Here is a 20894-nt window from a genome sequence, read left to right as displayed (position 1 = left end):
AATGTTAGTTCGTCGCTGATCATAGACGAGTTTTTGTTCTCGATTCATATCCTCGGACTGCCTCAATTCACTCTGACCCCTGATGTGGCTCATTACCCGCAGCGCGCGTAACGGCGCGCTGACGATCGCTGCTCTGAAGATGAGTTAGCCACCTGCACGGTAGATGAAACACGGCTGATTCTCCCGCCACTCTCGCACGTCACGCTAAATCACTGACACAGGTTGAAGCTGTGCATGGCGATGGCCTTCGTCGACCAGGTACTCTTCACGGGTTTGAACGTGTGTAAAAACGTCCACACAGAAAACCCTTGCGTCGGCTGATGCCCAAAAGTGGAGCCAAAGCCCAAATGGGCTAACGCAAAATACCTTCTTACAGCATTGGCTTCACTAACGCATTTCTGTGAAGTCCTTCTTCTAAAACACGCTGATAAATAGCATGCGGAACAATGACAGGGATTTTGGTGTTCGGGTAGATTTGCATTAAAGCCAACGTCCGATGCCTTCCATCCATGATGGTGAAAGGTGTGGTCATTTCGGGATACTCAACAACGCCATTGGCTATGTATGTTTTCACTTTATGCCAGCGGGTCGGGTGAATGTTAAACGCTTCGTCGCCCATCGACTCAAGGATCTTCAGCCCATCCGCGAATAAAATACAACCTCCCTCATTAGCGCACACCGCGGGAAGGGTGAACTTAATTTCATTGAATTTTGGATAGGAAAAACCTTCTTCATCTTTTGGGATGCTTTCAAAGGCTTTAAAGCGATATTTGCTCATGACGGCGTTCATCATTTCCACGGGGAATCGTGCGAATAAATGCTCCATAGCTCGACCTCAATAAATTGAACATGGCTACAATCATTACATACGTAAACGAAGGTATGTAGCTCCCAAAAGTAGTGCTTGCGGGTAATTTCCAACAACCGGAGCGCAACGAGTTTTCGTCGGAGTCGGGGTGTAAAACGGTGAGCTGTTAAGCTCAACAGATCCCCTCTACGCGATAATTTTTGGGGCAAACTCGGGGGCAGATAGGTATGCAAGGGCATAAAATGGGGCAGAAAAGATGCTGTTATTCTCCGCCAGCGGCGAGTAAGGAGATTATGTAATTGTATGAATATTATGTAACTTATTAAGAATGTGGATGATTAAAATTTTACTCCAGGGAGTTACAGCGTCTATCCTTACAAAAGCGTTGGCTACAATGGATTGGCTAAACATGACACAATACGGGGCAATGCAGATTTATTTTTTTCGCAAAATCAGGATATTAACTGCCCATGAAGGGTAAATACAAAGCTGCACTAGCGCTCCTGTTACTGATTATACTTTTGCCGCTGACGCTGCTGATGACGCTCGCCCAGTGGGTTCCTACGCTTGCCGGGATCTGGCTCCCCGTCGGGACGCGAATTGCGTTCGAGCAAAGCCCACGCCTGACCCGTAACTACATTGTGATTCCCGATCTCCGCTATCTGGTCGACGATTGCGAAATCGCCCGCGTCGAGAACGCCACGCTTTCGCACCCCAGTCGCTGGAAACTTGAGGTTGGCGCGCTGGATCTCAATACGGCCTGTCTCAATAAATTGCCGCAAGCCGAGCAATCTCAGGCCGCGCCCAAAACGCTCGCCGAATGGCAGTCCATGCTGCCGTATACCTGGCTCACCATCGATCGTCTAACGTTGTCGCCATGGCAACAGTGGCAGGGAAAGCTCAACGTATCATTGACGCCATCAATGCAGGAAATCACTTATCAGGGCGAACAGGTCAAAGTGCGCGGCAAATTACGCGGTCAAAGCCTGACCGTCAGTGAGTTCGAACTTCACCTTCCTCAGGCGGAACAGCCCATCAAGCTGGCCGGTGAATTTACCCTTCCATTGATACTGGATGGTGCTCCCATACAGGGACACGCGCAGGCAACGTTTAACGTGCCGCACGTTCCGTCGCTGGTGGATGCCGATCTCGACTGGGAAAACAACCGTGGGCAGTTGGTGGTGATGGCGCGGGGTAATCCCGATCCGCTGCTTGATTTGCCCTGGCAGCTCACCGCAGAGCAGTTAACGATCAGTGACGGGCGCTGGCACTGGGATCTCTCCGGTTTACCGCTGAGCGGGCGCGTTGGCGTCAAGGTTGAAAACTGGCGGCAGGGTCTCGAATCCGCAACGATCAGCGGTCGACTGAACATCCTGACGCAGGGTGATGCCGGTAAAGGGAATGCGGTGCTGACCCTGGGGCCGGGTAAACTCAGCATGGATAATAGCGACATGCCGCTCCAGTTGACGGGCGAGGCCAAACAAAACGATCTGATTCTGTACGCCATTCTTCCGGCCCGGTTCACGGGCAGCCTGGTTGACCCACAGCTGACGTTTGAACCGGGCGCTCTGCTGCGCTCGCGCGGTCGAATTATTGATTCACTGAATATCGACGAAATCCGCTGGCCGTTGGCCGGGGTTAGGCTCTCGCAAAAAGGCGTCGATGGGCGTTTGCAGGCAATCCTCAAAGCGCATGAAAACAAGATGGGTGATTTTGTGCTGCATCTCGACGGACAGGCGCACGATTTTTTGGCGGACAAAGGGCTGTGGCGTTGGCGCTACTGGGGCGACGGACATTTCACGCCGATGAATGCGCGCTGGGATGTCGCCGGGAAAGGTGAATGGCGCGACAGTGTTATCGAGTTGACCGCGTTGTCGACCGGATTCGATAAGCTCGAATACGGCACCATGCTGGTGAGCAACCCACGGCTGGTGCTGGAGCTCCCGGTACGCTGGCAGCGTGATGAAGCCGATCCGCATTTTAGCGGCGCGTTATCGCTGAATGCGCAGAAAACAACGTTTTCTGGCGGAAGCGTACTTCCGCCGTCGACCCTTAAATTTAGCGTCGACGGGCGTGATCCGACGTTTTTCCAGTTCAAAGGCGACTTGCACGCGGGCGAAATTGGCCCGGTCCAGGTGAACGGTCGTTGGGATGGTGAACGCCTGCGCGGTCAGGCGTGGTGGCCTAAACAATCGCTCACGGTGTTCCAGCCGTTGGTTCCACCCGACTGGAAAATGAACCTGCGCGAGGGTGAACTCTATGCGCAAGTGGCGTTTTCGGCGGCCGCAGGTCAGGGCTTTGAAGCGGGCGGGCACGGGGTTATGAAAAGCGGTAGCGTCTGGATGCCGGACAACCAGGTAAACGGTGTGGATTTTGTCCTGCCGTTCCGGTTTAGCGAAGGCACATGGTCTCTCGGAACACGCGGTCCCGTGACCTTACGCATCGCAGAAGTCATCAACCAGGTCACCGCCCGTAATATTACGGCCGATTTGCAGGGCGATTATCCGTGGAGCGAAGACAATCCGCTCCTGCTGACCAACGTCAGCACCGACGTACTGGGGGGAAAAATCACGATGCAACAGTTGCGGATGCCCCAGCACGATCCGGCGCTGCTTCGGGTGCAGAATATCTCTTCCAGTGAATTGATAAGCGCAATCAATCCGAAACAATTCACCATGTCCGGACCGGTCAGCGGGGCGCTGCCGTTCTGGCTGGAAAACGAAAAATGGATAATCAAAGACGGCTGGTTAACCAACCCTGGCCCCATGACGTTGCGCATTGATAAAGATACGGCAGATGCCATCGTCAAAGACAATATGGCGGCGGGCGTGGCGATTAACTGGCTTCGTTATATGGAAATTTCTCGCTCGTGGACGAAAATCAATGTAGATAATTTAGGTGTCTTGACCATGCAGGCCGCAATCAGTGGTATCAGCCGTGTCGATGGCAAAAGCAATGCGGTGAATCTCAACTACACCCATGAAGAAAACATTTTCACCCTGTGGCGCAGCCTGCGCTACGGCGATAATTTACAGGCATGGCTTGAGCAACATGCGGCGTTACCTGAAGCCCGCTGTCCGACAGGCAAGGAATGTGAGGAACAACGATGAAAACGCTGACAGGCGCGCTGGGTATGGTCATTGTCTCAATGCTGACAGGCTGTACGCCGCGTATCGAAGTGGCAGCCCCCAAAGAGCCGATCACCATCAATATGAACGTCAAAATCGAACACGAAATCCATATCAAAGTGGATAAAGACGTCGAAACGCTGCTGAAATCGCGTAGCGATCTGTTCTGAGGATGCCATGAAAAAACGACTCGCAACCGGCCTTCTGGTGTTGGCAATGAGCGCTCAGGCGCAGGCGATAACGCTGAATGAAGCGCGTGCGCAGGGGCGCGTTGGGGAAACGCTGAGTGGGTATATTGCGCCGGTCCGTCAGGATCAGGAAACCCTTGCGCTGGTGAGCGAAATCAACGCCGCGCGCAGTGAAAGCTACCAAAAGTTGGCGGACAGCAACAATCTGCCGGTGGATGAAGTCGCCAAAATGGCGGGGCAAAAGCTGGTTGCCCGGGCGCAGCCGGGTGAATACGTAAAAGGCATTAACGGGAAATGGTTGAAAAAGTGATCCCCGGTCGCGCCTGGAAACCGGCTCAACAAAGTACGGCCAAAACGCCGATGACAAGGAGTTAACAGCGTAAACGGCGCTGAACCTTAAACGCCGATGCGAAAGGGTAATCGCCGCTGATAAAGGGGGAACGTCGGCAAATCCTTCGCGAAAACCTCTTAACCGCTGTGTTGATTTTTTGCGCGTAGCGGGTCAAGAAATTGCCGATTAGCGCTCCGATGTTGCAGGATTCGTGTTTTCTCCCTCTCCCGTGGTGAGGGGGGAGTGAGGGCATCAGACGACGCGCTCAGACGGCCCAGCGGTCACGTCCAGCCTCTTTGGCGCGATACAGTGCGGCATCAGCCTGAGCGATTAACTGACTGGCGCTCAAACCTGGCGTCATCCCGGCGATACCCATGCTCACCGTCACGCAATTGCTCACTTTTGAAGCGCTGTGCGCAATCGCGAAAACGCGCAACGTATCCTGAATACGCGCTGCCACCTGTTCCGCCATTTTTGCCGAACATTCGAACAGGATCACGACAAACTCCTCACCGCCATAGCGCGACACCACATCATCGGGTGTGCGTACCGACTGTTTCAGCGCCTGCGCAACGCGAGCCAGGCATTCGTCTCCCGCCTGGTGTCCGTAGGTATCGTTGTAGAGCTTGAAATAATCGACGTCGAGCATGATCAGCGAAAAGGGCTTCTGCAGGCTTACCGCGTTTTCCAGGAGGCTTTCCATCGCCCGACGATTGGCCGTTTCGGTCAGAGCATCCTGGTGCGCCAGGGCGTCCAGGCGCGCAATCAGCATCTGATTTTGCTGATTGCGCTGCCAGGCTTCGTCAAACCAGCGTAATAAAAGAATTCGCCCGAAGATAATAATCAGCGTAAACACCAGCCAGAGCGTTGCGAAGCGGATATTCACCCCGTGATTAAGCATGATGCTGGCCACGGGAAGCGCGAGCCACAGCGGCAGCACGTAGCAGAGCAGGCCACTCAAATGATAATACAGGGCAGCAATCGCGGTGAGGATCAGAATAACGTACAGCGGCCAGGCATGCGGAAGCTGCCAGTACACAATGAACCAGACACAACACACGGACCAAATCGCACTGATAACCAGCAGCGCCGCGCCGATCCCCTGATAATGGCGCAAGGCCATTACAATCAGCATCGCCGAGAGGCTAATGATGCCCAACATCGCGATGTTAATCAGCAGGCTGGCGTGCGGCGACACCTGGTAAAAGGCGTCGATATTGTCGAACAGACTGTTACGCAGCCAAATCACCAGCGCAAAGCTGATGTTCACAAACGCCAGCCACGGCATATTCATCGCCAGCCCGCGCGCCACCATGGCCTCGCGAGTCGGCCAGGACGTCAGTTCAGGTTGCGGGTGATGTCGTTTTTCCATTGATTTATCGCTGCTGGAAAGAGTCTGGGTTGTCGTAAACGGATACATGTTTATGCATACGCGTTACAGTGTCACTTACTGGGTCACATATGATCATGGGATACTGATATCAGTCTGGCAGCATTATTACTGGGGTCAATGTGTTAGCGTAATTTTGCCAGTGTAAACAGGATAGCCGTTTTGAGTACGCGTGAATCGAAGGGGAGCAACAAGCAGGCGCGAGAAGGTGAACGTGAGTGCGGGAATGGAAAAACCCTCTCACCAGGCGGTGAGAGGGGGAAATCTTATGCAGCCACCAGGCTGTCGATTGCGGCTTTCGCGTCAGTCTGCGCTTTGGTTGCCACTTCTGGACCGTAGGCAATGCCTTCAGCAAACACAAAGTTCACGTCGGTGATGCCGATGAAGCCCAGGAACAGGCTCAGGTACGGTGAAACCAGGTCAGTTGGGGTGTCTTTATGAATACCGCCACGGCTGGTCAGCACGATAGCGCGCTTACCTTTCACCAGACCTTCCGGACCGTTCTCGGTGTAGCGGAAAGTCACGCCAGCACGCGCCACCAGGTCGAAGTAGTTTTTCAGCTGCGTTGGGATGTTGAAGTTGTACATTGGGGCGTTGATCACGATAACGTCGTGAGCCTGCAGCTCAGCGATCAGTTCGTCAGAGAGCGTCAGCGCGTCTTGCTGACGAGGCGTCAACGGTGCATCGCTTGGACGCAGCGCACCCACCAGTTCGCCATCCAGAACAGGAATTGGCTGAGCAGCCAGATCGCGGACGGTGATTTCGTCAGCGCTGTGCTGCTGACGCCACTGCTCAACGAAATAATCAGACAGCTGACCAGACTGAGAGTACCCTGCCAGAATACTGGATTTGAGAACTAATACTTTGCTCATGGGTGATTCCTTAATTGTATTTGATTGGGGGGATTGCCCCGTTGCTTGCAGACACTTTATTCACAATCCTGTCGCAGGGATAGCGCAATATATCGAACCCAGTGTTCAGTTTTTTTGAATAAGGCGGTAGATGCCCTGATGTGGTACTCTATAGCAATCATTAAAAAGAGATTTTACCCGGCAGAGCACTGCCCCTTAACGCTATGACAGAACAACAAAAAATCACCTTCCCAATGCTTATGCAACAGCTGGATACGCTGATGTTGCGCGATAAACAGCGCTTTGCGCGCCGCCTGCATGGGGTCAAGAAGGTTAAAAATCCTGATGCACAACAGGCCATTTATCAGGAGATGGCGAAAGAGATTGAACAGGCGGCAGGGAAAGTCGTGCTGCGCGACGCGGCGCGTCCGGATATCACCTATCCGGAAAACTTGCCCGTCAGTCAGAAAAAACAGGAAATTCTCGAAGCCGTTCGCGACCACCAGGTGGTGATCGTGGCAGGGGAAACCGGTTCAGGTAAAACCACGCAGTTGCCGAAAATCTGCATGGAGTTAGGGCGCGGTGTGAAGGGCTTGATCGGCCACACCCAGCCGCGTCGTCTTGCCGCGCGTACGGTAGCGAATCGTATTGCCGAAGAGTTGCAAACCGAGCCGGGCGGCTGCATCGGTTATAAAGTGCGTTTCAGCGATCATGTTAGCGATAACACCATGGTCAAGCTGATGACCGACGGTATTCTGCTGGCCGAAATCCAGCAGGATCGCCTGCTGATGCAATACGACACGATTATCATCGATGAAGCGCACGAGCGCAGTCTGAACATCGATTTTTTACTGGGCTATTTGCGTGAACTGTTACCGCGCCGCCCGGATCTGAAAATCATCATCACGTCAGCGACAATCGATCCGCAACGCTTCTCGCGCCACTTCAATAACGCGCCGATTATCGAAGTTTCCGGCCGTACTTATCCGGTTGAAGTGCGCTATCGCCCAATTGTTGAAGACGCAGACGACACCGAGCGCGATCAGCTGCAGGCAATTTTCGATGCAGTTGATGAACTGGGGCGCGAAAGCCCGGGTGATATTCTCATTTTCATGAGCGGTGAGCGTGAAATTCGTGATACCGCTGATGCGCTCAGCAAGCGCGAGCTGCGCCATACCGAGATTTTGCCTCTCTACGCGCGTCTGTCGAACAGCGAGCAAAACCGCGTGTTCCAGTCGCATCATGGTCGTCGTATTGTGCTCGCGACCAACGTGGCTGAAACCTCGCTAACCGTTCCCGGCATCAAATATGTGATCGATCCGGGTACAGCGCGTATCAGTCGCTACAGCTATCGCACCAAAGTGCAGCGCCTGCCGATTGAGCCGGTGTCGCAAGCCTCGGCTAACCAGCGTAAAGGCCGCTGCGGACGTGTCTCCGAAGGTATCTGTATTCGGTTGTATTCCGAAGACGATTTCTTGTCGCGTCCAGAATTTACCGATCCGGAAATTCTGCGCACCAACCTGGCCTCCGTTATTTTGCAGATGACCGCGCTGGGGCTGGGGGATATCGCCGCGTTTCCGTTTGTTGAAGCGCCGGATAAACGCAATATTCAGGACGGCGTGCGTCTGCTGGAAGAGTTAGGCGCTATCACCACAGACGAACAGGCCACCGCTTACAAGCTGACCCCGCAGGGCCGTCAGTTAAGCCAGTTGCCGGTCGATCCGCGTCTGGCACGTATGGTGCTGGAGGCGCAAAAACACGGCTGCGTGCGCGAGGCGATGATTATCACCTCCGCGCTCTCTATTCAGGATCCGCGCGAGCGTCCGATGGATAAAAAGCAGGCTTCCGATGAGATGCACCGTCGTTTCCAGGACAAAGAGTCGGATTTCCTCGCGTTTGTGAATCTGTGGAATTATCTCGGCGAACAGCAAAAAGCGCTGACGTCCAATGCGTTTCGTCGTCTGTGCCGGACCGAATATCTGAACTATCTGCGCGTGCGCGAGTGGCAGGATATCTATACCCAGCTGCGTCAGGTGGTCAAAGAGCTGGGGATCCCGGTCAACAGCGAACCGGCTGAATACCGTGAGATTCACGTCGCGTTGCTGACGGGGCTGTTGTCGCATATCGGTATGAAAGATGTCGATAAACAGGAGTTTACCGGCGCGCGCAATGCCCGTTTCGCGATCTTCCCCGGTTCCGGTTTATTCAAGAAACCGCCGAAATGGACCATCGTCGCGGAGCTGGTTGAAACCAGCCGCCTGTGGGGACGCATTGCCGCGCGGATCGATCCAGAATGGGTTGAACCGGTGGCACAGCATCTGCTGAAACGCTCATACAGTGAACCACACTGGGAGCGCGCACAGGGCGCGGTGATGGCGACCGAAAAGGTCACCGTTTACGGCCTGCCGGTCGTTGCTGCACGCAAGGTGAATTACAGCCAGATCGACCCGGCGCTGTCCCGTGAGCTGTTTATTCGCCACGCGCTGGTCGAAGGCGACTGGCAAACGCGTCACGCGTTTTTCCGCGAAAACCTGAAGCTGCGCGCCGAAGTCGAAGAGCTTGAGCACAAATCACGTCGCCGCGACATCCTGGTGGATGACGAAGCGTTATTCGAATTCTACGATCAGCGCATCAGCCATGATGTGGTGTCGGGCCGTCACTTCGACAGCTGGTGGAAAAACGCCAGTAAAGAGACGCCTGATTTGCTCAACTTTGAAAAGAGCATGCTGATTAAAGAGGGGGCAGAGAATGTCAGTAAACTTGACTATCCGAACTTCTGGCATCAGGGCAATCTCAAGCTGCGTCTGACCTATCAGTTTGAGCCCGGCGCGGATGCCGATGGCGTCACGGTCCATATTCCGCTGCCGCTGCTCAATCAGGTTGAAGAGAGCGGATTCGAGTGGCAAATTCCTGGCCTGCGGCGTGAGCTGGTGATTGCGCTAATCAAATCCCTGCCTAAACCGGTGCGCCGCAATTTTGTTCCCGCGCCGAACTACGCCGAGGCGTTTTTAGGCCGCGTCACGCCGCTGGAAATGCCGCTGCTGGATGCGCTTGAGCGCGAGTTACGCCGCATGACGGGGGTAACGATTGACCGCGAATCCTGGCACTGGGATCAGGTGCCCGACCATCTGAAAATCACCTTCCGCATTGTGGATGACAAAAACAAAAAGCTGAACGAAGGCCGTTCGCTGACCGAACTGAAAGATGCCCTGAAAGGCAAAGTGCAGGAGACGCTCTCTGCAGTGGCGGACGACGGTATCGAACAGAGTGGGCTTCACATCTGGAGCTTTGGCAATCTGCCGGATCATTACGAGCAAAAACGCGGCAACTATAAAGTGAAAGCGTGGCCTGCGCTGGTGGACGAACGCGACAGCGTGGCGATCAAGCTGTTTGATAATCCGATGGAACAGCAGCAGGCGATGTGGCGCGGTCTACGCCGTTTATTGCTGTTGAATATTCCGTCGCCGATCAAATATCTGCATGAGAAACTGCCGAACAAGGCCAAGCTCGGGCTGTACTTTAACCCTTACGGCAAAGTGCTGGATCTGATTGACGACTGCATTTCCTGCGGCGTGGATAAGCTGATCGACGAGGCGGGCGGTCCGGTCTGGACGGAAGAGGGCTTTGCGACGCTGCACGAAAAAGTGCGTGCGGAGCTGAATGATACCGTAGTGACCATTGCGAAACAGGTCGAGCAGATCCTGACGGCGGTATTCAATATAAACAAACGTCTGAAAGGGCGCGTCGATATGACCATGGCGCTGGGGTTATCGGATGTTAAAGCGCAGATGAGCGGCCTGGTGTATCGCGGCTTTGTGACCGGCAACGGCTTCAAACGCCTTGGCGATACGCTGCGTTATCTGAACGCGATTGAAAAACGCCTTGAGAAGCTGGTCGTTGATCCGCATCGCGATCGCGTACAAATGCTGAAGGTTGAAAGCGTGCAGCAGGCGTGGCAGCAGTGGTTTAATAAGCTGCCGCCCGGACGTCGCGACGATGAAGACGTGCAGGAGATCCGCTGGATGATCGAAGAGCTGCGCGTCAGCCTCTTTGCGCAGCAGCTCGGTACGCCGTATCCGATATCCGACAAACGTATTTTGCAGGCAATGGAGCAGATTACGGCGTAGTTTGCAGGCCGGGTTAGGCCTCGCCGCCACCCGGCGGGTCGTAAGACGTATGTGATTAACGCCCGGTGGCGCAATGCTTACCGGGCGACAAACACGGTTCAGCTATTCACCATTGCAAGGGTAAATCCATCCCAACCCTTTACCCCCACGGTTTGCAGCGCGGTGGCCGTGAGGCGAGGGTTTTCCCCGATCATATCGATAAAACGCCGTACGCCCTGTACGCGCTCGTCATCGCTTTGCTCATTGATCACCTCACCGTCACGCACCACGTTATCCCCGATGATCACGGTGCCAGGGCGGGAGTAGCGTAGCGCCCACTCCAGATAGCCCGGATTATTGGGCTTATCGGCATCGATGAAGATCAGGTCAAAAGGGGGGATGTCGCCGAAGCCTTTCAGCGATTGCAATCCTGGCCCCTCGATAAGCTCAATCTGCGCCTGCAATCCGGCAAGGCGGATATTCTGCCTGGCGGTTTTTGCATGAACAGGGTCGGCCTCAAGGGTGATAATTTTGCCGCCAGGCTGTAACGCGCGCGCCATCCAGATTGTACTGTAAGCACCCAGAGTGCCGATCTCCAGGATGCGCTTTGCCTGCGTCATCTGGACGAATAAAGCCAGCAATTGCCCCTGATTTGCCGCGACGTCATGCTCCGGCAGCCCGGCTCGTTTGTTATTTTCCAGAACGCTTTGCAGCACGGTATCCTGGGGAATAAGAGAAGAAATCATATAGTTATCTACTGCAGACCACGTTTGTTGCATAGACTGACCCCTTAGTTTTTCTCAGACCATCCGCCGCCCAGCGCCTTATACAAATCAATCTGCGCCAGCAGCAGGTTATTTTTCACCTGTACTACATTCGTTTGCACCGAGAACAGCGTGCGCTGGGCGTCGAGCTCGTCGAGATAAGAGGAGTAACCGTTGCGGTAACGGTTTTGCGCGATGCGGAGCGTTTCTTGCGCCACGTCCTGTTGCGCCTTGAGTTCGCTCAACTGCTCCTGATAACGCGTGATGGCGTCCAGGCTGTCATTGACTTCCCTGAACGCGTTACGCACGGTTTTTTCATAGCTGTAGAGCGCCTGATTGCGCTGCGACTGCGAAATATCCACCTGTGCATTCAGGGCCTGACGGTTTAGCAGCGGTGCCAGAATGCTGCCGCCAACACTCCAGAGCTGCAGCGGATTATCCAGCAGACCCGGCAGCGTACGATCCTGTATCGATCCGCTCGCCGTGAGATTGATCGACGGCAACAGGCTGGCACGAGAGGCGGCAAGCGTGGCATCCGTCGCGATAAGCTGGCGTTCGGCTTGCACGATGTCCGGACGGCGATTCAGTAGCGAAGAGGGCAGTTGCGACGGAATTTGCAGCGGCGTGAGCGTCTCAAAGCTATCGCTGCGAACGACGGTGCCGGGGTTATTTCCTGACAGGATGCTGAGCGCATTTTCCTGCTGTGCGATCTGGTGCTGCACCTGCGGGATCTGCGCGCGTGTGGCGCGCAGTTCGGAGTCTGACTGCATCAGCTCCAGGCGCGAGCTGTAGCCCGTTTCGAACTGACGTTTTGCCAGTTTCCAGGCTTCTTCGCGGGACTTCAGCGTCGATTGCGTGACCCGCAGCTGTTCATCCAGGGATAACAACGTGATGTAGCCGGACGCCACCGACGCGGCGACGGTCAAATCGGCGGCCGCGGCGGCCGCTTTCTGCGCCTCAAGCGACGCAAGTGCTGCCTGCGAGGTGTTGCGATTGACGCCCCAGATATCCACGTCATAGCTAGCGGTCAGACTGCCTTTATACAGCGAGCCGTAAACCGGTAATCCGCTGGCGGCCGACTGTGAACGCGCACGCGTCCCGCTGATACCCGCGTCTAGCGTTGGGAAAAGGCTCCCGTCAGCGGCATAAACCCGCGCCTGGTATTCGTTCACGCGCTCGCGGGCGATCAGCACATCGCTGTTATTTTGCAACGCCTGGCTGACGTAGCGATTCAGATGATTATCGTGAAAATTACGCCACCAGACTTGTTCCGCCGGGCTGGCAGGGCCGCTGGTTTCGCGCCACTGCGCCGGGATCTGCAATGTCGGTTTCGCCGGGGCGATGTCTGCGGACTGACACCCAGCCAGCAGCGCCGCGACGATCAAACCAGCAACGGGGCGAAAAGTCATTGCTTCTCCTCCCGCGTATCGATGCTGACCTGCACCGACATACCCGGGCGCAACAGCGCGGACGCCTCGGGCTTGCCGAGCACCTCAATGCGCACCGGAATGCGCTGAGCGATTTTGACAAAATTCCCCGTGGCGTTGTCTGGCGTAATGGCGCTGAACTCTACGCCGGTGGCAGGGGAAATACTTTCAACACGGCCTTGATAGGCTTTGCCGTTTAACGCATCGACGGTGAATTTCACAGGCTGTCCCACCCGCAGATCGGCAAGCTGTGTCTCTTTGATATTGGCGATCACCCAGTGCTGCGGCGGCACCAGCGTGGTGAGATGCGTTCCTGCGGTGACATAGGCGCCCAGACGCACGGCAATTTGCCCAAGCTGGCCGTCGCGCGGGGCGATGATGCGGGTGTTCTGCAAATCGATTTGCGCCAGTTCAAGCGCCGCTTTGGCGCTTTCGACATCGGCCTCCAGCGCGCCGCGATTCACAATCACGGTTTGCAAATCCTGACGGGACATCTCAAGCGTGGCTTTTGCCTGATCGATATCCGCACTGCCTTGCGCGGCACTTGCAAGGGCGGCATCACGTTCGCGAATGGACAGCGATCCATCCGCCGTCAGATCGTTCACCCGCCTGAGATCGGCCTGAGTTTTCAGGCTTTGTGCGCGGGCATTTTTCAACGCCGCATCGTTGCGGGCAATCACCGCTTCGGCGCTTTTACGCTGCTGGAGGTTATTGTTGAGCGCGGCAATTTTCATCGCCAACTGCGCCTCGGCCTGATGCACGCGCTGGCGATAGATCCGGTCGTCGATTTTCAGCAGCAGCTCGCCTTTCTTGACCTGCACAAAGTCCTGCACGTTGACGTCCGTGATATAGCCGTTGACCTGCGGACTTATAAATGTGGTCTGGCCGCGCACGTAGGCGTTATCGGTAAATTGCGTATGGCGGGTGAACGGCGGCAGTTGCCAGGCATACAGAATCACCAGAACACCGACAATGCCAATCGCCGCAGCGGTAAAAATAGACACCACACGCAAATTATTGCGGGTATTGGCCTGTACGTTAGCGGCATCCTGCTGACTCATAACGTCTCCTCTGGTAACGCGATAAACATGGTAATGGTTCTTTCCTTTATTGGGTGCCGGTCGATTTTTTTAGCGCCAACCGCGCAGTGAGTCGCAGGCGCAGCAAACGCCACAAAATCCACACCAGCGTGGCGGTGGCGATACCCGCCGTCAGCAGATAAGTATCATTGTAAGCGAGAATGTTGGCCTCAAGCGTGGTGACGGTTTGCAGCTGCGTCACGGCCTGCGTGTTGAGCAGCGCGCTGTCACCAATCAGGCTTTTGTACAGTTGGGTGTAAATTTGCAGACGCTCATTCACCAGCGGATTCAGCGTAGAGAGCTGATCGGCCAGCATGCTGGAATGGTATTTTTCGCGCCAGGTCTGAAAGGTGCCGAGAATAGCAGAACCCAACAGCCCGCCAATGTTCTGGCTCATACCAAAAAGCACCGAAAAACTGACCAGGTTGCGTGGATCGGCAATCACGCCACCGATGCCTGCCAGCATCGCGGGCGCGAGGAAAAACGCGCTACCAAAGCCGAGTAAAAACTGGCTCAGCATCAGCTGATCCGGACGGGTAAGATTGTTGGATTGGCTATCGAGCAGCGAGGCGACAACCATCAGCACCAACGATGTGACAATCGGCCAGGCGAGTTTTGTTGGCTTGATGGTCAGGCAACTGGCGACAATTCCGCAGGCAATGCCGGCAAAGATTGACCACGCCAGATAGGTCATCTGTTCGTTCTGCAAACCGACATATTGCAGCCAGCCGATGACCCCGGTGTTTTGCTCCGCCAGCACGATGCGGATCAGCAGCATGATCAGTCCCAGACGCAAAATACTGCCGCTGGAGAGCCAGCGAGTATTGAGCAGCGGGTTGCTGCGGTTATGTTCAAAGACGATGGCTGACACAATCAGCACCAGTGAAAGCGCCAGTGACCAGCCGATCCACGGCGCTTCAAACCACCAGTCCAGCCGCCCGAGCGATAGCACGGCGCACAGCAGCGCCATGCCCGGTGCCAGTAAAAAGAAGGTGATGAAATCCTTTTTCTCAAAGACTTTACGCCGATCGCCAGGCGGCAGTTTTAGCGCGATCACGCAGGCAAGCGACACCAGCGCCAGACCCAGTTCAAAGAAGTACAGCCCGCGCCATTCGTCGAGCTGCAACAGTTCAGTCGAAAACAGGCGCGCAATCGGGATCGCCAGTGACGAACCGGTGATCCCAATGGTTAATGCTTTCAGGCGATGCTTCGCTGGCCACGCCTGAATCTGATAGTAAATGCCGAGCGAGCTCAGCGCAGCCGCCACCATGCCGTGCGCGGCGCGGACCATCAGGGCTGAACTGAGATCGTTGACGAACAGGTGGAAAAACGTCACCAGCACATACAGCACCAGAAAGCCTTCGGTAAACGCCCGCAGCCCGTACTGCTGGCGGAATTTGACCAGCAGCAGGTTGATCGACACGTTGGTCATGACGTAGACGGCAGGGAGCCACGCGATTTCCGTCGACCAGACGGCAAACGTGCCCTGCAAATTTTGCAGATTGGCGGCCACCATGGCGTTACCCAGCGCGCCCGTCAGGCAGACCAGCAGACCCACGATGCCGTAGGCGAAACGTTTAGGTGTACTATGTAGCGGCGTTGAAGGCGAACCCAGCAGGGCGGGTTTTTCGTGAGGCTGCCACTCGCGAGGAGCATAAGGATCGCGTTGGGGCAGGCGCATAACCGGATTACCTTTGCAAAGTTCTAATAATTAGTGGGCTAATGATTCTACGTCTGACGCAAATCATAATTCAAGTGAATATGAATAATGTCTTTAAATCAAATATGTTTGCAGCGTTATGGCGCTATTAGGCAGGCGGCTTTCGGAGAGATCCCCTGTTTTGACATCATGCACGCGCTACCCTTATGGAAAGTAATGCAAGGAGGTAGAGATGACGATGACACTTTTTCCGTGCTTACCCGAGCCGACGCTGGCGGCGATTAATACGGTTGGTGAATGGCTCGCGCAGGATGATTATCAGCCGGGAGAACCCGTCGAGGGAGTCATTCTGGCGGGGAATGCGGTGATTCCGACGATTGATGCCGCCTGCCGGGTGGCTTCAGAGCAGGGCATTCCGCTGTTGATCAGCGGGGGCATTGGCCACTCGACAACCTTTCTCTATGCCGCAACGGCACGTCACCCGCGCTACAACACCGTGCCGACGACCGGACGCGCAGAAGCCGCGATTCTGGCGGATATCGCGCGTCAGTTCTGGAACATTCCGGATGAGCGTTTGCAGGTCGAGGATCAGTCAACCAACTGCGGTGAAAACGCCCGCTTTAGCCGGGACATTTTACACCAGCATCAACCCCTGCCTGAGCGGGTGCTGGTAGTGCAAGATCCCACGATGCAGCGGCGCACCATGGCGACGTTTGCCCGGGTTTTTCGCGACGACGCTGTTGTCCCACAGTGGATAAGCCATCCGGGGGTTATCCCGCGTCTGCAAAATAGTGAAAACGGCCTGGTATTTTGCGAGGGAGGTGACGGACTGTGGCCGGTTGAGCGCTATTTATCGCTGGTGCTCGGTGAGTTGCCGCGCCTGCGCGATGACGTGGACGGTTACGGACCGACGGGCCGCGATTTTATCGCTCATGTGGATATTCCTGTCGAGGTGGAGTCCGCATGGCAGATTCTACGCCACGATATGACGCTGACCGATGCGCTGATCAGTCGCTCGCTGCTGTGACATGTGCCCGTTTGCGTACCCTTTCACGCAAACGGGCACTTTATGTTGCCTGGTTGTAACTTAATTATTCTGCTGACCCGTTTCTTTTATGAGATATCTCACAAAAACAGCGCGATAGAGTAGGAATATCGCTTCTTGCTTGTAGTTTTTAACAATAAGTTTACTTGTTAAAAACAGTACAATTACAATTACAGGAGCAGGTCATGACGGTACCCGTACAACATCCTATGTATATCGATGGACAGTTTGTTGCCTGGCAAGGTGAAGCCTGGATTGATGTGATCAATCCGGCCACCGAAGAGGTCATTTCCCGAATTCCCGATGGTCACGCCGACGACGCCCTCAAAGCGATCGACGCGGCCGATCGTGCCCAACCTGCCTGGGAAGCGCTCCCGGCCATTGAACGCGCAAACTGGTTACGCAAAATCTCAGCGGGGATCCGCGAGCGGGCCAGCGAAATCAGCGCGCTGATCGTCGCCGAGGGCGGCAAAATTCAGCAACTGGCCGACGTGGAAGTGAATTTCACCGCGGACTACATCGATTATATGGCGGAATGGGCGCGTCGTTATGAGGGCGAAATCCTGCAAAGCGATCGCCCCGGCGAAAATATTCTGGTGTTTAAACGCGCGCTGGGCGTGACGACCGGCATTCTGCCGTGGAACTTCCCGTTCTTCCTGATTGCCCGTAAGCTCGCACCCGCGCTGCTGACCGGCAATACCATCGTTATCAAACCGAGCGAATTCACGCCCAATAACGCCATCGCTTTTGCCAAAATTGTGGATGACATAGGCCTTCCAAAGGGCGTGTTTAACCTGGTGCTGGGGCGGGGTGAAACTGTCGGCCAGGCGCTGGCGGGCAACCCGAAAGTCGCCATGGTCAGCATGACCGGCAGCGTGACGGCGGGTGAAAAAATCATGGCCGCGGCTGCGAAAAATATCACCAAAGTGTGTCTTGAGCTGGGGGGCAAAGCACCGGCTATCGTGATGGACGATGCCGATCTGGATTTGGCGGTCAAAGCGATTGTTGATTCGCGCGTCATCAATACCGGACAGGTGTGTAACTGCGCGGAACGCGTGTATGTGCAAAAAGGCATTTATGACCAGTTTGTAAATCGTTTGGGTGAGGCGATGAAAGCGGTGCAGTTTGGCAATCCGGCGGAACGCAATGATATCGCAATGGGGCCGCTGATCAACGCTGCTGCGCTTGAACGTGTTGAGCAGAAGGTGGCGCGCGCGGTACAGGAAGGGGCAAAAGTAGTGCTGGGGGGGCAGGCTGTTGAAGGCAAAGGTTATTACTATCCGCCGACGCTGCTGCTGGATGTACGTCAGGAGATGACCATTATGCACGAAGAAACCTTCGGTCCGGTGCTACCGGTGGTGGCATTTGATACGCTTGACGACGCGCTGACCATGGCTAACGACAGCGAATATGGTCTGACATCATCGATTTATACTCAGAATTTGAACGTGGCGATGAAAGCGATCAAAGGGCTGAAATTCGGTGAGACGTACATCAACCGTGAGAACTTCGAAGCGATGCAGGGATTCCATGCGGGCTGGCGGAAATCAGGGATCGGTGGTGCGGACGGTAAACACGGTTTGAATGAGTATTTGCAGACGCAGGTGGTCTATTTGCAGTCGTGATGGGATTGCATTGAACGGTATGTGGCGGTGTTGGGTATGCGTTCGCGTGAATATGCGGCCAGGTTAGCTGTTCCGTCCACTTTGCGAGTGTAGTTTCTCTGTAACTATTTAACCTGTGAACGTGCCAGGGCGGCTCAGTCGTCGCCGCCCTGGCGACCCGGACTCCCGGCAAGAAAATCAACGCTTCGCGATACTCTCCGCTTTATCCGCCAGCCTTTCGGGTCGTGTGCGATCCTGCATCCTTGCAGGTCGCACCCCCTCTGCGTTTCCTTGTCCGTCGCCCCGGCCTGACGTAAACGCGTCGACGATTTAAAGCCTGAACAGGGCATCGCTGTCGCAACGGGTTTTATGGATAGGGCTTCACTGCTTTTGATTGAGTGGCTGTAAATTGATATAGCCCTCATTTCACACTTTGGTGGTGATCCAGTTCATCATCAGTTCTGGCCATATGGTGACCGGCAGGCCCTGCGCATCGCGGATACCAAACCCGTGTTTCCCGCGCTCAAACAGGTGCATTTCAACGGGAACATCCAGACGTCGTAGGGCGGTGAACATCTCCAGGCTGTTTTCAACTTTAACCGCTGGATCGTCGATAGCATGGAGCAGGAAAGTCGGCGGGGTCTCTCTTTCCGCTCTGTCCTCCAGCGAATAGCGGTGTATTTGCACCGGTGTTGGGTTATCGCCAATCAGTTCATGACGCGAACCGGGATGATCGATATCGGCGTGCATGGTGATCACCGGATAGACCAGCGCCATAAACGCGGGACGTGCGCTCAGTTCATCGGCGGTATCTATGGGCTGATAAACCTGCTCGTTAAACCGCGTGCCGAGGCTGGCGGCGACGTGACCACCTGCGGAAAATCCCAGTACGCCGATACGCTCAGGATCGAGTTTCCACTCCTGCGCATTCGCACGGACAATACGCATCGCACGCTGGACGTCGGCGAGCGGGGCGTCAGCGCCTTCCTGATGCCCGTCGCCCGGCATGCGGTACGTCATCACAAACAAGGTGTAGCCGCGTGCATTGAAGAAGGGGGCCAGCGCGCTGCCTTCTTTATCAAGCACGACGCGACGATAAGACCCGCCGGGAGTCACCAGAATACCGACGCCGTTGGGCTTATCGGGGGCGTAGACGGTAATTTCGGGGGCGCGAATGCCGGTGGCGGAACGATCATAATCAGAGGTGCCGGTATAGCGGGGTTCTGGCGTGAAAACCGCGTCGCTGCCGATGGCACCAGGCGCTTCACCATGAGGCCAGACGGTAAACGTTGCTGAGTGGGCGACGGCGTGGGCCATCATCTTTTCTAACGCTGCACGGCTCAGAGTTTCCATCGAAACACTCCCTTAACTGGAAACCGAAGGTTATAGCACAGTTAACTCATTGAAAACCGGAAGGGATTCACAACCAGCGGACAGCCAGGCTGCCCGCTGTGCGAATTACAGCGCGGCAAACTTATCGAGCGTGCGCACCAGCTGTGTGACAAACCCGTATTCGTTGTCGTACCAGGCAACGGTTTTCACCAGCTGCACATCACCCGCCTCTGTCACTTCGGTCTGGGTGGCGTCGAATATCGAACCAAAATGCGATCCAATCACGTCTGACGACACAATTTCTTCGTCGGTATAGCCAAAGGATTCGTTATTCTCCGTCGCTTTTTTAAGGGCGTTGTGGATGTCATCCACACTGACTTTTTTCTCAAGAATTGTCACTAACTCGGTGACGGAACCGGTTTTGACGGGCACGCGCTGAGCATGGCCCTTCAGCTTGCCGACCAGTGCCGGGATGACCAGCCCAATGGCCTTTGCCGCACCTGTGGTGTGAGGAATGATATTTTCAGCCGCCGCTCGCGATGCGCGAAGATCTTTGCCCCGAGGACCATCCACCAGCGCCTGGGTGCCGGTATAGGCGTGAATGGTGGTCATAGTACCCACCTTAATACCAAAACTGTCCTGCAGGGCTTTTGCCAGCGGCGCCAGGCAATTGGTGGTGCAGGATGCGACAGAAATAATGGTATCGCTGGCGTCAATCGTGTCGTCATTCACGTTGAAGACGATCGTTTTCATGTCACCGGCTGGCGCTGAAATCAGCACTTTCTTCGCGCCGGCGTCCAGATGGGCTTTTGATTTTTCCTCTGAGGTGTAAAAACCGGTACATTCGACAACGAGGTCAACGCCTGCCGATGTCCACGGAATATGTTTGGCCTCTTTCTCGGCGTAAACCGCGATCGACTGGCCATCGACAATCAGTGAATCTTCGGTGAAATCGACGCTCCAGGGGAATGGGCCGTAGTTGGAATCGTGTTTTAACAGATAGGCCAGCACTTTGGGTGAGGTGAGGTCGTTAATTGCGACGACGGTATTGCTGTCCTGGGTTTCAAGCAAACGACGTAAAACCAGGCGTCCGATGCGACCGAATCCGTTAATGGCAATTTTACTCATGGGTGACTCCTGTATGAACTGAACGATGCGACAGTTTGAACTCATCCAGGCAT

Annotated in this window: 15 protein-coding genes; 6 read left to right on the top strand and 9 right to left on the bottom strand. The window is 55.1% G+C overall.

Annotation, left to right across the window (positions count from 1 at the left end):
* Positions 1-370 precede the first annotated feature (370 nt).
* On the bottom strand, positions 371-826 hold the full coding sequence (locus tag AC0LWE_RS03130) for a hypothetical protein (protein WP_219346613.1): 456 nt from the start codon (positions 824-826) through the stop codon (positions 371-373).
* 452 nt (positions 827-1278) lie between these two features.
* Here AC0LWE_RS03130 and AC0LWE_RS03125 point away from each other — a divergent pair, with 452 nt between their 5' ends.
* From AC0LWE_RS03125 to AC0LWE_RS03115, 3 genes are read left to right on the top strand one after another with little or no spacing between them, the layout of a single operon-like run.
* The gene (locus tag AC0LWE_RS03125; protein WP_219346612.1) at positions 1279-3918 is read left to right on the top strand and encodes a YdbH family protein; all 2640 of its coding nucleotides are present in this window, start codon (positions 1279-1281) and stop codon (positions 3916-3918) included.
* Positions 3915-4106 (top strand): YnbE family lipoprotein, encoded by a 192-nt coding sequence (locus tag AC0LWE_RS03120; RefSeq protein WP_202666806.1) that lies wholly within the window; start codon positions 3915-3917, stop codon positions 4104-4106. Before AC0LWE_RS03125 ends, AC0LWE_RS03120 begins: the two co-directional genes overlap by 4 nt.
* A 7-nt stretch (positions 4107-4113) precedes the next feature.
* Positions 4114-4434, top strand: a complete 321-nt coding sequence (locus AC0LWE_RS03115) for a YdbL family probable chaperone protein (RefSeq protein WP_131486484.1) — start codon at positions 4114-4116, stop codon at positions 4432-4434.
* Between the two features lie 286 nt (positions 4435-4720).
* Here AC0LWE_RS03115 and AC0LWE_RS03110 read toward each other — a convergent pair whose 3' ends face one another.
* Complete coding sequence (locus tag AC0LWE_RS03110; protein ID WP_219346611.1) at positions 4721-5827, bottom strand: GGDEF domain-containing protein; 1107 nt, start codon at positions 5825-5827, stop codon at positions 4721-4723.
* 284 nt (positions 5828-6111) lie between these two features.
* Positions 6112-6717: an FMN-dependent NADH-azoreductase gene (gene azoR, locus AC0LWE_RS03105; RefSeq protein WP_059178823.1), complete on the bottom strand. Its 606-nt coding sequence runs from the start codon at positions 6715-6717 to the stop codon at positions 6112-6114.
* A 203-nt stretch (positions 6718-6920) separates the two neighbouring features.
* On the opposite strand from azoR, the gene hrpA reads away from it, so the two are divergent.
* A complete protein-coding gene (hrpA, locus tag AC0LWE_RS03100; protein ID WP_219346610.1) occupies positions 6921-10823 on the top strand; it encodes an ATP-dependent RNA helicase HrpA in 3903 nt (1300 codons plus the stop codon).
* A 98-nt stretch (positions 10824-10921) separates the two neighbouring features.
* Here the strand turns inward: hrpA and AC0LWE_RS03095 are convergent, their stop codons facing one another.
* From AC0LWE_RS03095 to AC0LWE_RS03080, 4 genes are read right to left on the bottom strand one after another with little or no spacing between them, the layout of a single operon-like run.
* Complete coding sequence (locus AC0LWE_RS03095) at positions 10922-11581, bottom strand: O-methyltransferase (protein WP_219346609.1); 660 nt, start codon at positions 11579-11581, stop codon at positions 10922-10924.
* A gap of 11 nt (positions 11582-11592) precedes the next feature.
* Positions 11593-12975, bottom strand: a complete 1383-nt coding sequence (locus tag AC0LWE_RS03090; protein ID WP_219346608.1) for an efflux transporter outer membrane subunit — start codon at positions 12973-12975, stop codon at positions 11593-11595.
* Positions 12972-14054, bottom strand: coding sequence for an HlyD family secretion protein (locus AC0LWE_RS03085; RefSeq protein ID WP_219346607.1), 1083 nt, complete (start codon positions 14052-14054; stop codon positions 12972-12974). The genes AC0LWE_RS03090 and AC0LWE_RS03085 overlap by 4 nt, the downstream gene beginning before the upstream one ends.
* A 46-nt stretch (positions 14055-14100) precedes the next feature.
* Positions 14101-15753: an MFS transporter gene (locus AC0LWE_RS03080; protein ID WP_394373347.1), complete on the bottom strand. Its 1653-nt coding sequence runs from the start codon at positions 15751-15753 to the stop codon at positions 14101-14103.
* A gap of 211 nt (positions 15754-15964) precedes the next feature.
* Between AC0LWE_RS03080 and AC0LWE_RS03075 the strand changes: the two genes are divergently transcribed.
* Positions 15965-16759: a YdcF family protein gene (locus AC0LWE_RS03075; RefSeq protein ID WP_219346606.1), complete on the top strand. Its 795-nt coding sequence runs from the start codon at positions 15965-15967 to the stop codon at positions 16757-16759.
* A 203-nt stretch (positions 16760-16962) separates the two neighbouring features.
* On the top strand, positions 16963-18402 hold the full coding sequence (gene aldA, locus AC0LWE_RS03070) for an aldehyde dehydrogenase (RefSeq protein WP_474264799.1): 1440 nt from the start codon (positions 16963-16965) through the stop codon (positions 18400-18402).
* Between the two features lie 405 nt (positions 18403-18807).
* Here aldA and AC0LWE_RS03065 read toward each other — a convergent pair whose 3' ends face one another.
* Positions 18808-19734 (bottom strand): alpha/beta hydrolase, encoded by a 927-nt coding sequence (locus AC0LWE_RS03065; protein WP_219346605.1) that lies wholly within the window; start codon positions 19732-19734, stop codon positions 18808-18810.
* Positions 19735-19839: 105 nt separating this feature from the next.
* Positions 19840-20841 (bottom strand): type I glyceraldehyde-3-phosphate dehydrogenase, encoded by a 1002-nt coding sequence (gene gap, locus AC0LWE_RS03060; protein ID WP_219346604.1) that lies wholly within the window; start codon positions 20839-20841, stop codon positions 19840-19842.
* Between the last annotated feature and the right edge of the window lie 53 nt (positions 20842-20894).

The sequence above is a fragment of the Lelliottia sp. RD5 genome (assembly GCF_056032945.1).
Note: the sequence above shows the minus strand (reverse complement) of the source record. Positions and strands in the feature narration are given on the sequence as shown.